This is a genomic window from Siccirubricoccus soli (assembly GCF_024178315.1).
In the GTDB taxonomy this organism is placed as follows: Bacteria; Pseudomonadota; Alphaproteobacteria; order Acetobacterales; family Acetobacteraceae; genus Siccirubricoccus; species Siccirubricoccus soli.
The window spans coordinates 91399-103317 of sequence record NZ_JAMZIK010000009.1 but is presented as its reverse complement, the minus strand read 5'-3'; the positions used below and the strand labels follow the sequence as shown (position 1 = coordinate 103317).

11 protein-coding genes and 1 pseudogene are annotated in these 11919 nt (G+C 72.5%); 4 read left to right on the top strand and 8 right to left on the bottom strand.

Annotated elements, in window-relative coordinates:
• The 6 genes and pseudogenes from NJ376_RS01935 to NJ376_RS01910 all read right to left on the bottom strand — a co-directional run.
• Window positions 1-481, bottom strand: a 481-nt coding sequence (locus tag NJ376_RS01935) for a Bug family tripartite tricarboxylate transporter substrate binding protein (protein ID WP_252951523.1), incomplete at its 3' end; no start/stop codon positions are given.
• A 293-nt stretch (window positions 482-774) separates the two neighbouring features.
• On the bottom strand, window positions 775-1755 hold the full coding sequence (locus NJ376_RS01930) for a Bug family tripartite tricarboxylate transporter substrate binding protein (protein WP_252951522.1): 981 nt from the start codon (window positions 1753-1755) through the stop codon (window positions 775-777).
• Window positions 1756-1760: 5 nt separating this feature from the next.
• A complete protein-coding gene (locus NJ376_RS01925; protein ID WP_252951525.1) occupies window positions 1761-2753 on the bottom strand; it encodes a Bug family tripartite tricarboxylate transporter substrate binding protein in 993 nt (330 codons plus the stop codon).
• Window positions 2754-3022: 269 nt separating this feature from the next.
• On the bottom strand, window positions 3023-3835 hold the full coding sequence (locus NJ376_RS01920; protein WP_252951521.1) for a Gfo/Idh/MocA family protein: 813 nt from the start codon (window positions 3833-3835) through the stop codon (window positions 3023-3025).
• A 61-nt stretch (window positions 3836-3896) separates the two neighbouring features.
• Window positions 3897-4301 (bottom strand): annotated as a pseudogene (locus NJ376_RS01915) (gfo/Idh/MocA family oxidoreductase); the annotation flags it as partial.
• 240 nt (window positions 4302-4541) lie between these two features.
• Window positions 4542-5516, bottom strand: coding sequence for a Bug family tripartite tricarboxylate transporter substrate binding protein (locus NJ376_RS01910; protein WP_252951520.1), 975 nt, complete (start codon window positions 5514-5516; stop codon window positions 4542-4544).
• A gap of 286 nt (window positions 5517-5802) precedes the next feature.
• Here NJ376_RS01910 and NJ376_RS01905 point away from each other — a divergent pair, with 286 nt between their 5' ends.
• From NJ376_RS01905 to obgE, 4 genes are all read left to right on the top strand, one after another.
• The gene (locus NJ376_RS01905) at window positions 5803-7569 is read left to right on the top strand and encodes a glucan ABC transporter ATP-binding protein/ permease (RefSeq protein WP_252951518.1); all 1767 of its coding nucleotides are present in this window, start codon (window positions 5803-5805) and stop codon (window positions 7567-7569) included.
• A gap of 488 nt (window positions 7570-8057) precedes the next feature.
• Complete coding sequence (gene rplU, locus NJ376_RS01900) at window positions 8058-8375, top strand: 50S ribosomal protein L21 (RefSeq protein WP_252951517.1); 318 nt, start codon at window positions 8058-8060, stop codon at window positions 8373-8375.
• Between the two features lie 15 nt (window positions 8376-8390).
• Window positions 8391-8660 (top strand): 50S ribosomal protein L27, encoded by a 270-nt coding sequence (rpmA, locus tag NJ376_RS01895; protein WP_252951516.1) that lies wholly within the window; start codon window positions 8391-8393, stop codon window positions 8658-8660.
• Between the two features lie 225 nt (window positions 8661-8885).
• Window positions 8886-9890 carry a GTPase ObgE gene (gene obgE / locus NJ376_RS01890; protein ID WP_252951515.1) on the top strand — a complete coding sequence of 335 codons (1005 nt, stop codon included), beginning with the start codon at window positions 8886-8888 and terminating at the stop codon, window positions 9888-9890.
• 166 nt (window positions 9891-10056) lie between these two features.
• Here obgE and NJ376_RS01885 read toward each other — a convergent pair whose 3' ends face one another.
• Window positions 10057-10857: a class I SAM-dependent methyltransferase gene (locus NJ376_RS01885; protein ID WP_252951514.1), complete on the bottom strand. Its 801-nt coding sequence runs from the start codon at window positions 10855-10857 to the stop codon at window positions 10057-10059.
• Between the two features lie 70 nt (window positions 10858-10927).
• Entirely contained in the window at window positions 10928-11914 is a 987-nt protein-coding gene (gene denD / locus NJ376_RS01880; RefSeq protein ID WP_252951513.1) for a D-erythronate dehydrogenase, read from the bottom strand.
• Between the last annotated feature and the right edge of the window lie 5 nt (window positions 11915-11919).

The following is an 11919-nucleotide window of genomic DNA, read 5'->3' as shown; positions in this document are numbered from 1 at the left end:
GGGAGCCGCCGCTGCCGGCGCTGCCATAGTTCATCTGCCCCGGCCGTGCCCGGGCCAGCGCCACCAGCTCCGCCACGTTCCGCGCCGGGGTGGAGGGGTGGACGAAGATCAGGTTCGGCACCGTGGTCAGCAGGCCGATGGCGGCGAAATCGTCCGGCTTCACCGGCATGCGGTCGCCGAACAGGGAGTAGTTGATGGCCGTGGTGGCGATGTTGCTCGTCACCAGCGTGTAGCCATCCGGCTCCGAGCGGGCGACCAGCTCGGCGGCGATGTTGCCGGTGGCGCCGGGGCGGTTCTCCACCAGCACCGGCTGGCCGAGCAGCGGCGCCAGCCGCTCCGCAGCCAGCCGGGCGGCGATGTCCGTGGTGCCGGCGGGCGGGTAGCCGACCACGAGGCGGATCGGCCGCGCCGGCCAGGCGGGCTGCGCCAGGGCCGGGCTGGCGAGCGGCAAGGCGAGCAGGGCGCGGCGGGGCAGCTTCATGGCAGTCCTCCCTTGCGTCGCTGACCTCGGCGGGCCGCGCGCTTGGCGGGAAGTCTGGACGTGGCGCGGGGCCAGGGACAAGCCTTGGCTGCGGGAGGCTGGCCGAGGCCGGGCCGGGCGCTGGCTCGCCCTGGCATGGACGCCGCGGCGGCGCAGCCCTTCAGCGGCTCATGCTGGGGCAGGCCAGGCGTGCCTGCCCCACCCGCGGCCCTTCGCGGAGGAGGGTGCGGGATTTCCGGAATGGGGCGAATCCGGGATTCCCCAAAGCCGCGCGGCGGTCTGGCGGGCGGCGGCTAATCCACCTTCGCCCCGCTCCGCCGCACCACCTCGGCCCATTTCTCCCGCTCGGCCGCCATGAAGCTGGCGAAGGTCTCGGGCGAGGTGCCGCCCTCCGGCGTCAGCGCCGGCTTCTCGCCGCCCAGCGCCGCCATGCGGGTGCGGAAGGCGGGGTCGCGCGCCACCGCATCCACCTCCCGCCCCAGCCGCTGCAGCACCGGGGCGGGCGTCGCCGCCGGGGCGAGGATGCCGAACCAGGCCGTGGCCTCGAAGCCCTTCACCCCCGCCTCGTCCAGGGTCGGCGCATCCGGCAGCACCGGGCTGCGGGCGGCGCCGGTGGTGGCCAGCGCCCTGAGCTTCCCATCCTTCACGAAGGCCAGGGCAGAGGGGATGTTGTCCATCCCCACATCCACCCGCCCGGCCATCAGCTCCGTCAGCATGGGCGCGCTGCCGCGATAGGGCACATGGGTCAGCGGTGCCCCGGTCATCATCTTGAACAGCTCGCCGCAGACATGCGGAGAGGAGCCGATGCCCGCGGTGCCGTAATTCAGCCCGCCCGGCCGCGTCCTGGCCAGCGCCACCAGCTCGGCCACGGTCTTCGCCGGGCTGTCGGGCGGCACCAGCAGCACATTGGGCACCCGGATCAGCATGCCGACCGCCGCCAGGTCCTGCGGCTTGTAGGGCATGCGGTCGCCATAGACGGCGAAGTTGATGGCGCCGGTGCCGATGGTGGTCAGCAGCAGGGTGTAGCCATCCGGCTCCGCCCGGGCGACGAACTCGCCGCCAACATTGCCGCCAGCGCCGGGCCGGTTCTCCACCACCGCGGGCTGGCCGAGGCGCGGCCCGAGCGCCTCCGCCGCCAACCGCCCGGTGAGGTCGGTGGTCCCGGCCGGGGTGAAGGGGATGACGAGGCGGAGCGGCCGCTGCGGCCACCCCTCCTGTGCCCGCGCCATGGCGGGGGCGGCGAGCAGCGCGGCAAGCAGGGGGCGGCGGTGCATGGCGGCTATTCCACCGTGGCGCCGGATTTGCGCACCACTTCGCCCCATTTGGCGATCTCGGCCTTGATGAAGGCCTCGAAGGTCTCGGGCGAGGTGCCGCCATCCGGCGTCAGCCCCGGCGGCATGCCGCCGAGATCGGCGATCTTCGCCTTGGTCTCCGGCTCCTTCACCGCCGCGTCGATCTCCCGGCCCAGCCTTTCGATGATCGGGCGCGGGGTGCGGGCGGGGACCTGGATGCCGAACCAGGCCGTCGCCTCCACATCTGGGAAGCCGGCCTCGGCGGTGGTGGGCACATCCGGCAAGGCGGGGGTGCGCTGCTTCGTCGTCACCGCCAGGGGCCGCAGCCGCCCGTCCCGGATATGGCCGATGACGGAGGGCAGATTGTCGACCGCCACCTCGATTCGTCCCGCGATCACCTCCTGCAGCATCGGGCCGGCGCCGCGGAAGGGGACGTGCTGCATCTGGATGCCGGCGACGGTCTTCAGCAGCTCCCCGGTCAGGTGCAGGGAGGTGCCGGCGCCGGAGCTGCCATTGTTCAGCTTGCCGGGATTGGCGCGGGCGTAGTCCACCAGCTCCTTCAGCGTGCGGACCGGCAGGCTGTTGGTGACGAAGATCAGGTTCGGCACCTGCAGCATCAGGCCGCAGGCCGCCAGGTCCTCCGGCTTGTAGGGCATCCTGCTGCCATAGAGGCTGTAATTGATGCCGCCGGAGGAGACGGTGGCCATCAGCAGCGTGTAGCCGTCCGGCTCGCTCTTCGCCACGAAGTCGGAGCCGACATTGCCGCCGGCGCCCGCCCGGTTCTCCACCACCACATGCTGGCCGAGGCGGTGGGTCAGCCGCTCCGCGAGGATGCGGGCGGCGATGTCCGTGGTGCCGGCCGGGGTGAAGGGGACGACGAGGCGAATGGTGCGGTTGGGCCAGTTGGCGTCCTGCGCCCGGAGCGCCGGGGCGGCAAGCAGGGCGGGCGCGGCGGCCAGCAGCGTGCGGCGATGCAGCATGAGTCGAACGTTCTCCCGATTTTTCCCATTCCTAGCACGCCAGGGCGGGAGGAGCGAGCCGGGAGCGTTCCGATCCGCTGGCGCGGCTCGGGCCGGTTGGCGAACGGGTGTCAGGCTGGCCCGGCTCCTGCTGCCGGCGGGGCGCATCAGCGACCCCGATCCCTCGCCAGCCTCCGCGTCGCCCATGCCCTGAGCGTGATTGGTTGAGGCCAAATTGACCGAACCGCGATCACGCGCCCAAACGAGGGGCGAGAGCGAGATTTCTTGCTTTAGGTCGGCGCCGGGCCGCGCGTCGGCGCTGGGGGCTGAGGCAGGCGTTCCAGCCGCCCCTCCGCGGCGGCAGAGCGGGCGATGGCCTCCATCAGCAGGTGGTCCTGCAGGCCTTCCTCGCCTGGGGTGTGCGGCCGCTTTCCTTCGCGGATGCATTGCGCGAAGTGGTCGATCTCCGCGGCGAACTGGTTGCGGTGGCGAAGCTGCGGCTGTTCCTCCAGCACCGCGCCCTCGCCCTTCCGCAGCACGCGGAGCCGCTGGCCGCGATAGGCGAAGGCCTCCAGCAGGTCCAGCCCGCCCGCCTCGGTCTGCGCCCGCCAGCTCTTCTCCTGGAAGGCGCCGTAGCTGGCGGTGCATTGCGCCAGCGCGCCGGAGGGGAAGCGCAGCTGGAAGGCGACGCTCTCCTCCACCTCCGCGAAGCGGGCATCGCCGGGCGGGCTGCCCATCCAGGCCTGCAACTCCACCGGTTCCTCGCCGGTCAGGAAGCGGGCGGCGGAGAGGCAGTAGAGGCCGATATCCGGCAGCGCCCCGCCGCCGGCCATGCGCCGGCTGTAGCGCCATTGCGGGCCGGGCCCGTTCACCTGGGTGTTCACCGCCTGGAGGAAGCGCAGCCGGCCGAGCGCGCCCCCGCGCAGCAGCCCGATGGCGGCGCGGTTGAAGGGCTCGTACTGGGTCCGGTAGGCGATCATCAGCAGGCGCTGCGCGGCGGAGCAGGCGGCGATCATCTCCCGCGCCTCGGCGCTGCTGTTCGCCATCGGCTTCTCGCAGAGCACATGCTTGCCGGCAGCGGCGGCGCGCCGCACGAACTTCATGGTGCATGCCGTTCGGCAGGGCGATGTAGACCGCCTCCACCGCCGGATCCTCCGCGAGCCGGTCGAAGCCGGCATAATCATGGAGGGCGCGGTCGGGGATGCCGTATTGCGCCGCCACCACCCGCGCCTTCTCGGGATGGCCGGAGACCAGGGCGATCGGCCGGGGGTGGCGGCATTCGCCGAAGGCGGGCAGCACTTCCTCCAGCGCGATGCGGCCGAGGCCGATGACGGCGAAGCCGACGCGCCGGCCGGGCGGCGCCGGGGCCGGGGGCGGCGGGCTCTCCGGTTCCGCCGCGCCGCGCCAATTGGGGAAGCGGATGCGGCCATCCTCGACATGGCCGGCATCGATCGGGGAGGGCGGCGGATAGGGGCCCTGGGCCTGGGCGATGCCCGCCAGCGCCACGCCCGCCGCCGCCAGGCCGGGGACGCGCAGGATCCCCCGCCGCGTGCTGTCCTGCTCCGCCATGTCGCTGCCCTTCCGCCGGAGCGGCGGCAACGCCGGGGCGACGCGCGGGGTTCATGCCGGCGGCCCTGCACCGACCCGCCGCCCGGCGCCGTGCCCCGGCATGCCTCGCGGCACCCGCCTGCCCTGCGGGATGCCGGGGCCGGGTGCGCGGCCGGTATGTCCTTCAGTCCGGCGCACAGCCGCCACCCCAGCCCTGCGCGCGATACCCGGCCGGAAAGCGGGGACCTGCCGGGCCGGGTCTCAGTCCACCTTCGCCCCGGCGCGGCGGATGACCTCCGCCCATTTCGCGTTCTCCGCTGCGCAGAAGGCGGCGAAATCGGCGATGCTGCCGGGCCGCACCCGGGCGCCCACCATCTCGGCCCGCGCCCGCACCGTCGGGTCGGTGCCGATCGCCCGGGTGTCGGCATTCAGCCGCTCGAGGATCGGCTGCGGCGTGCCGCGCGGCGCCTGCAGGCCGAACCAGGCGGTCGCCTCATAGTCCGGCAGACCGCTCTCGGCGACGGTCGGCACCTCCGGCAGGGCCGGGGTCCGCTCCGCCGTCGTCACCGCCAGGGCCCGCAGCTTGCCGTCCCGGATCATGGCGATGGCCGAGGGCAGGTTGTTCACCGCCAGATCGATCCGCCCGCCGAGGAGCTGGTTCACGCTGTCCGCCCCGCCGCGGAAGGGGATGTGCAGGATGTCCACATGGGCGGCCGCCTTCAGCATCTCCCCGGAGAGGTGCAGCGAGCTGCCATTGCCGGAGGAGGCGTAGGAGAGCTCCCCCGGCCTCGCCCGCGCCGCATCCAGCAGATCCGAGAGGCTGCGATAGGGGCCGTCCGCCCGCACCACGATCACATTCGGCACATCGGCGAAATAGGCGATGGGCACCAGATCCTCCGGCCGCCAGCCGATGCGGCTGTGGAGGTGGGGCAGGATGGCGACGGTGCCGATGGAGCAGAACAGCAGGGTGTGCCCGTCCGGCTCCGCCCGCGCCGCCATCTCCGCCGCGATCACCCCGGCGGCACCGCCGCGGTTCTCCGCCACCACGGGCTGGCCGAGCCGGGCGCCGAGCCCATCCGACAGCAGCCGGGCAAGCAGATCCGTGGTGCCGCCGGCGGGAAAGGGGACGATCAGCCGGATGGGCCGCGCCGGCCAGGGCTGCGCCCGGGCCGGCCGGGCGGCGAGCACCGCGGGGGCGGCGAGCACCGCGCGCCGGGATGTGATGGGGTTGGTCATTCCGGTCTGTCTCCTCCTCGGCTCGGGGAACTTCCGTCCCCTTGTGCCGATCATCTTGCACTCCTGCCGCCGTTGCCGGCGGCGGGCAAGCCTTGCGGCTGGCCGGTCGGGGCCTGTAGGCAGCGCCCGCGGTGGTCGCCCATGGCCGCCGCCGGTGTCATGGTTTCGGGGTCGGTGGACCCCGGGACCGGGACATCGGCCTTCGAACGGAGAGGTCTGCTGATCCCTTCCGTGCGCGGGCGAGGTCCGCGGACCCCGGGGGCAGGACACGAGCAGGGACGGCCTGATGTCTTTCGTTACGCTCTATCGCCGGGTGCTCGGGCTGCTGGCGCCGGATCGCTTCGTGGCGATCGGCCTTGGCCTTGCCAATGTCGCGCTGGCCGGGCTGCTGTTCATGGAGCCGGTGCTGTTCGGCCGGGTGGTCGATGTGCTCTCCCACGCCCAGGGGATGACCCGGTCGGCGGTGTGGGATCAGGCGCTGACCCTGCTCGCCCTCTGGGGTGCGGTCGGGCTGTCCGGCATCGGCGCCAATGTCGCCGTCTCCCTGCTCGCGGACCGCATGGCGCATCGCAACCGCCTGGCCGCCATGCACCGCTTCTTCGAGCATGTGATCGCCCTGCCGCTGTCCTTCCATGGGGATGTGCAGTCCGGCCGGCTGATGAAGGTGATGCTGGTCGGGTCGGACAATCTGTTCGGCGTCTGGCTGACCTTCTTCCGCGACCACATGTCCACCTTCATCGCCATGCTGGTGCTGCTGCCGCTGACCCTGGCGATGAACTGGCGCCTGGCGCTGCTGCTGATCGGGCTGGTGGTGGTCTTCAGCGTGGTCACCGGCCTCGTCATCCAGCGGACGGAGGCGGCGCAGGGCCAGGTGGAGCGGTTCCAGTCCCGCCTCGCCGGCAATGCCCAGGATGCGCTGTCCAATGTGATGGTGGTGCAGTCCTTCAGCCGCCTCGGCTCCGAGGCGCGGATGTTCGGGGACATCGTGCGGCAGGTGCTGGACCACCAATTCCCGGTGCTGAACTGGTGGGCGGTGGTCGCCGTCCTCACCCGCGCCTCCTCCACCCTCACCACCATCGCGATCTTCGTGCTGGGGACCGTGCTGCACCTGAATGGGCGGGCGACGGTTGGCGAGATCGTCAGCTTCATGGGCTTCGCCACGCTGCTGATCGGCAAGCTGGAGGGGGCGGTGGCCTTCGTCTCCCGCCTGGTGTTCCAGGCGCCGGCCATCCAGGAATTCTTCGAGGTGATGGACGCCCGGAGCACCGTGCCGGAGAAGCCGGGGGCGCTGGCGCTCGGCCGGGTGCAGGGGCTGGTGACCTTCGAGCGGGTGGGCTTCGCCTATCCCGGCGGCAACCGGATCCTGGACCAGGTGGATTTCGTCGCCCAGCCCGGGCGGACGCTGGCGCTGGTCGGGCAGACCGGGGCGGGCAAGTCCACCGCCATGGCGCTGCTGCAGCGGCTCTGGGACCCGGTGGAGGGGCGGGTCACGCTGGACGGGCATGACCTGCGGGACATCACCCTGGACAGCCTTCGGCAGAATATCGGCGTGGTGTTCCAGGAGAGCATGCTGTTCAACCGCACCATCCGGGACAATCTGCTGGTCGGCCGACCGGAAGCGACGCAGGAGGAGCTGGAGACCGCCTGCCGCATGGCGGAGGCGCATGACTTCATCATCCGCCAGCCGCATGGCTACGACACGCTGGTGGGGGAGCGGGGGATTTCGCTCTCCGGCGGGCAGCGGCAGCGCCTGGCGATCGCCCGGGCGCTGCTGAAGGACCCGCCGGTGCTGATCCTGGGCGAGGCGACCAGCGCCTTGGATGCGGCGACCGAGGCGCGGGTGCAGCGGGCGCTGAAGGCGCTGATGGTGGGGCGGACCACCTTCATCATCGCCCACCGGCTGTCCACGGTGCGGGATGCGGATGAGATCATGGTCTTCGAATCCGGGCGGATCGTCGAGCGCGGCAGCTTCGATACGCTGGTGCGCCAGGGCGGGCGGTTCGCCGAGCTGGTGCGGACGCAGTTGGCGGCGGACCCCGCCGTGGCGGCGTGAAGCTTCCCTGACGGGCCGTGCCAGAGGGGGCTGAAACCGCCTCCCAAGGCCCGCTACGCCGGGCTCGACTGTGCGGCCGGCTCCTTCCAGGGCATGCCGCCCGGGCACGCCTTGCGCCTTCGGTCCCGTCGAGCGCCCACCCAGGCCCCAGCCGTGGCGGCGGTTTCGGGGGCGGGATGCCGCGAAGCAGCGACATCCCCAATTCGAAACCGGTTCCATGGCCCTTACGAATGGTCGCCTCCGGCGGTGTCGAAGGCGGTCTGGTGCGCCTGCGGCCGACGGGCTGGGCGCTCCGGGACCGGCCGGCAGCCGGGCCGGCATTGACTCTCGGCCTCCGCCGCCCCTATACGCTCCGCCTTCCGATGGCCGGACCTGTGCCGGGGCCGCGCATTTGCGTGCGCCGGCACCGCTCCGCCCCTCGGGCCTGTTTCCGCCGGGGCTGCGCCGCCCCCGGCCCCGCACCAAGGCGCGACCAGTTGAGGCCGCAGATGACCTTCGCAGTGATCCGCACCGGCGGAAAGCAGTACCGGGTGACCCCCAACGCCGTCATCACGGTGGAGAGGCTGGAGGCCGAGCCCGGCGCCACCGTCACCATCCATGACGTGCTGGCCGTGGGCGGCGAGGGTGGCCTGACCCTCGGCGCCCCCACCGTGCCGGGCGCCAGCGTGACCGCCACCGTCGTGGAGCAGAACCGCGGCGACAAGGTCATCATCTTCAAGAAGCGCCGCCGGCAGAACAGCCGCCGGAAGAACGGCCATCGCCAGCACCAGACCGTGCTGCGCATCGCCGACATCGCCACCGCCTGAGAGGGGGACTGAGCCATGGCACATAAGAAGGCGGGCGGTTCCTCCCGCAACGGGCGCGACAGCGCTGGCAAGCGCCTCGGCGTGAAGCTGTTCGGCGGCCAGGTCGTGCGCGCGGGCAACATCATCGTGACGCAGCGCGGCACGAAGATGAAGCCGGGCAGCAATGTCCTGGTCGGGCGGACGCATTCCCTGCACGCCACCGTGGACGGCCATGTGAAGTTCGAGCGGAAGGCGGAGGGGCGTGTCCATGTCTCCGTCGTGCCGCTGGCACAGGCGGCGGAGTAGTTCCCCACGCCGTTGCTGCGCAACGCCGCGAGGACCCCGTAGCGCCTCCCTGATCGGCGCCTCGCACAGCCTGCCGCGGCAGGGCAACGGGCGGGACGGTTCGCAGGGTGGAGCCCGAGGGACAAGGTTTCGGGGGGCCGGAAGGCCCCCTTTGGCGTTTCTGGGGTGGGCGATGGCGCCTGCGCCGGCGGGGGCGGGCCCTGTGGACGCCCCGTGGATCGAGCCATGAAGTTTCTGGATGAAGCCAAGGTCTGGGTGAAGGCGGGGGATGGCGGCGACGGCGTCGTCGCCTTCCGGCGGGAGAAGTACATCGAATTCGGCGGCCCGGACGGCGGCAATGGCGGCAAGGGCGGCGATGTGGTGGTGGAGGCGGTGGACGGCCTCAACACCCTGATCGACTACCGCTATGCCCAGCATTTCAAGGCCCGCAAGGGCGGCAATGGCGCGGGCTCGGACCGCACCGGCGCCGGCTCGGACGATGTGGTGCTGAAGGTGCCGATCGGCACCCAGATCCTGGCCGAGGACAAGGAAACCCTGCTAGCCGACCTGGATGCGCCGGGCAGGCGGGTGGTCATCGCCCGGGGCGGCGATGGCGGCTATGGCAATGCCCATTACAAGACCAGCACCAACCGCGCTCCCCGCCGTGCCGACAAGGGCTGGCCGGGCGAGGAGCGCTGGATCTGGCTGCGGCTGAAGCTCATTGCCGATGCCGGTCTGGTGGGGCTGCCCAATGCCGGGAAGTCCACCTTCCTCGCCGCCGTCTCCGCGGCGCGGCCGAAGATCGCCGACTACCCCTTCACCACCCTGCATCCGCAGCTCGGCGTGGTGCGCCTGAATGCCTCCGAGGAATTCGTCCTCGCCGACATCCCCGGCCTGATCGAGGGGGCGCATGAGGGGGCCGGCCTGGGCGACCGCTTCCTCGGCCATGTGGAGCGCTGCGCCGTGCTGCTGCATCTGGTGGATGGCAGCCAGCCGGACCCGGTCGGCGCCTGGCGGACGGTGCGGGCGGAGCTGGAGGGCTATGGGAACGGCCTGGCCGAGAAGCCCGAGGTGCTGGCGCTGAACAAGCTGGACGCGATGACGCCCCAGGCCAAGGCCAGCCGGCTGAAGGCGCTGGAGCGCGCCGCCGGCCGGCGGGTGCACCTCATCTCCGGGGCGACCGGGGAGGGGGTGCCGGAGGTGCTGCGGGCGCTGCGCGAGGTGATGCGGGAGCGCGAGGCGGCCGCCTGACCCGGCGGCTCCCCGCCAAGCCTTCCCGTACGCCGGCGACGTAGGCACTCATGCTTGCCGCGCGGAATGCCGATCCACAGGCGCGCTCCCGGCATGTTCCGCGAGTCTGGCGCGCTGCCGCCACACCAAACCCGGCGCGGGACGTGCGGGTTTTCCGAACCGGCTGTCAGGCCACCCCGCGTACCGCCCAGGCCTGCGCGCGCAGCGGAATACTGCCATCCGCCGCCTGCGGCAGGCTCGCCCGCAGCCGCTCCGCCAGCGCCGCGCGGCGGTCCTCCGGCAGGGCGCGGCAATAGGCCGGCGCCGGCGCGCCGCCGGCGAGGAAGGGCTGCCAGTAATCCGCGAAATCCCGGAAGACGGTCGGGATCTCGATCGCCTCCACCACCACCTGCCGCAGCCCTGCCCCGGTGAACAGCGCCCGCAGCGGCTCCGGCCGGCAGAGCGAGAAGCGCAGCGCCTCGTCCCTGCCTCCGGCCCCTTCCGGGTCCAGTGCCGCCGCCGCATCCCAGAAGCGGCGCATCATCTCCATCCCCTCGGCATAGTCCCAGACATAGGCGGCGACGGTGCCGCCCGGCCGCGCCGCCCGCCGCATCTCCCGCGCCGCCTTCGCCTGGTCCGGTACGAAATTCAGGCAGAGCCCGCTGACCACGGCATCGAAGCTGCCGTCCGGCACCTGCAGCGCCTGGGCATCGCCCTCCAGGAACAGGACCCGCGCATCCTGCACCCGCCGCCGGGCGAAGGCGAGAAAGCCGAGGGACGGGTCGATGCCGGTGACCGAGGCCGGCTCGGCCGTGGCCAGGATCGCCTCGGTCAGCGCGCCGGTGCCGCAGCCCACATCCAGCCAGCGCTCCCCGGGCAGGACGCCCAGCCGCGCCAGGAAGACCGGCGCCACCAGCCGGCTCCAGCGCCCGACATAGGGCTCATAGGCCTCGCCTGCCGCCCAGAGCGGTCCCGGATCCTCCGCCATGGCCCGATCCTGCGGGGTTCCAACGGCGATGGCGAATCAATCCCGCCGTGAACCGGGCCGGCGGCGGGGGTCAGAGCCCCCGCTCCGCCCGGGTCGCGGCCAGGTCGTCCTCGATGAAGCCCTGGATGATCTCCTCCAGACTCTCCTGTTCGGAGAAGCCGAGCACCCGGCGCGCCCGCTGCGCGGTGAAGCTGGCCGGCCAGCCGCCGACGATGGCCTCGATCGCCGGGTCCGGCACATGCTTCACCAGCTTCCGCGCCGCCGGCCCCGCCACCGTCTCCAGCGCGCTCAGCATCTTGCCCACCGTGGCGCTCCGCCCCGGCGGGTTGATGCCGCGATCCAGCCCGAGCGGCGCGGTATCCATCGCCAGGGCGTGCAGAAACCACTCCACCGCCCGGCGCGGGGAGCAGATCCACACCGCGAAATCCTCCGGCACCGGCAGCTCCGTCTCCAGCCCCAGCAGGGGTTCGCGCAGGATGGCGGAGACGAAGGAGGAGGCCGCCTTGTTCGGCCGCCCGGGACGGACGATGACGGTCGGCAGCCGGATGTTCACCGCATCCAGGAAGCCCTTGCGGGAGGCATCCTGCAGCAGCAGCTCCCCGATCGCCTTCTGGGCGCCGTAGCTGTTGCCGGGCAGCTGGCGGGCATCGTCTTCCAGCCGCGCCTCCTGCCCGCCGCCGAAGCTGGCGACGGAGGAGGTGAAGACCACGCGGGGCGGCTTCGGCAGGGCGCGACAGGCGGCCAGCACCGCCAGCGTGCCCTGGATGTTCACCCGCATCCCGAGGTCGAAATCCGCCTCCGCCTGGGCGGAGACCACGGCGGCCAGATGCACCACCGCCGCCGTCCCGGGGGGGATGGCGGCCGCCACCTGCGCCGGGTCCGCGACATCGCCGCCGAGGCTCCGCACCGGGAAGCTGGCCATCGGCACCGGCGGCGCGTGCAGGTCGAACAGCGTCAGCCCGGTGATGGCGCGGTCGCCCAGCCTTCCCTCCTTCGCCAGCCGCTTCGCCAGCTTCTGGCCGAGGAAGCCGCCGCCGCCCAGGATCGTGATCTGCATGGGTC

What these genes read in the sequence shown, in the direction of transcription:
- obgE (WP_252951515.1), top strand. Translation starts at nt 8,886, where the DNA reads ATGAAGTTTCTGGATGAAGCCAAGGTCTGGGTGAAGGCGGGGGATGGC.
- NJ376_RS01910 (WP_252951520.1), bottom strand. Translation starts at nt 5,516, where the DNA reads ATGACCAACCCCATCACATCCCGGCGCGCGGTGCTCGCCGCCCCCGCG.
- NJ376_RS01905 (WP_252951518.1), top strand. Translation starts at nt 5,803, where the DNA reads ATGTCTTTCGTTACGCTCTATCGCCGGGTGCTCGGGCTGCTGGCGCCG.
- NJ376_RS01920 (WP_252951521.1), bottom strand. Translation starts at nt 3,835, where the DNA reads ATGAAGTTCGTGCGGCGCGCCGCCGCTGCCGGCAAGCATGTGCTCTGC.
- rpmA (WP_252951516.1), top strand. Translation starts at nt 8,391, where the DNA reads ATGGCACATAAGAAGGCGGGCGGTTCCTCCCGCAACGGGCGCGACAGC.
- denD (WP_252951513.1), bottom strand. Translation starts at nt 11,914, where the DNA reads ATGCAGATCACGATCCTGGGCGGCGGCGGCTTCCTCGGCCAGAAGCTG.
- rplU (WP_252951517.1), top strand. Translation starts at nt 8,058, where the DNA reads ATGACCTTCGCAGTGATCCGCACCGGCGGAAAGCAGTACCGGGTGACC.
- NJ376_RS01885 (WP_252951514.1), bottom strand. Translation starts at nt 10,857, where the DNA reads ATGGCGGAGGATCCGGGACCGCTCTGGGCGGCAGGCGAGGCCTATGAG.
- NJ376_RS01930 (WP_252951522.1), bottom strand. Translation starts at nt 1,755, where the DNA reads ATGCACCGCCGCCCCCTGCTTGCCGCGCTGCTCGCCGCCCCCGCCATG.
- NJ376_RS01925 (WP_252951525.1), bottom strand. Translation starts at nt 2,753, where the DNA reads ATGCTGCATCGCCGCACGCTGCTGGCCGCCGCGCCCGCCCTGCTTGCC.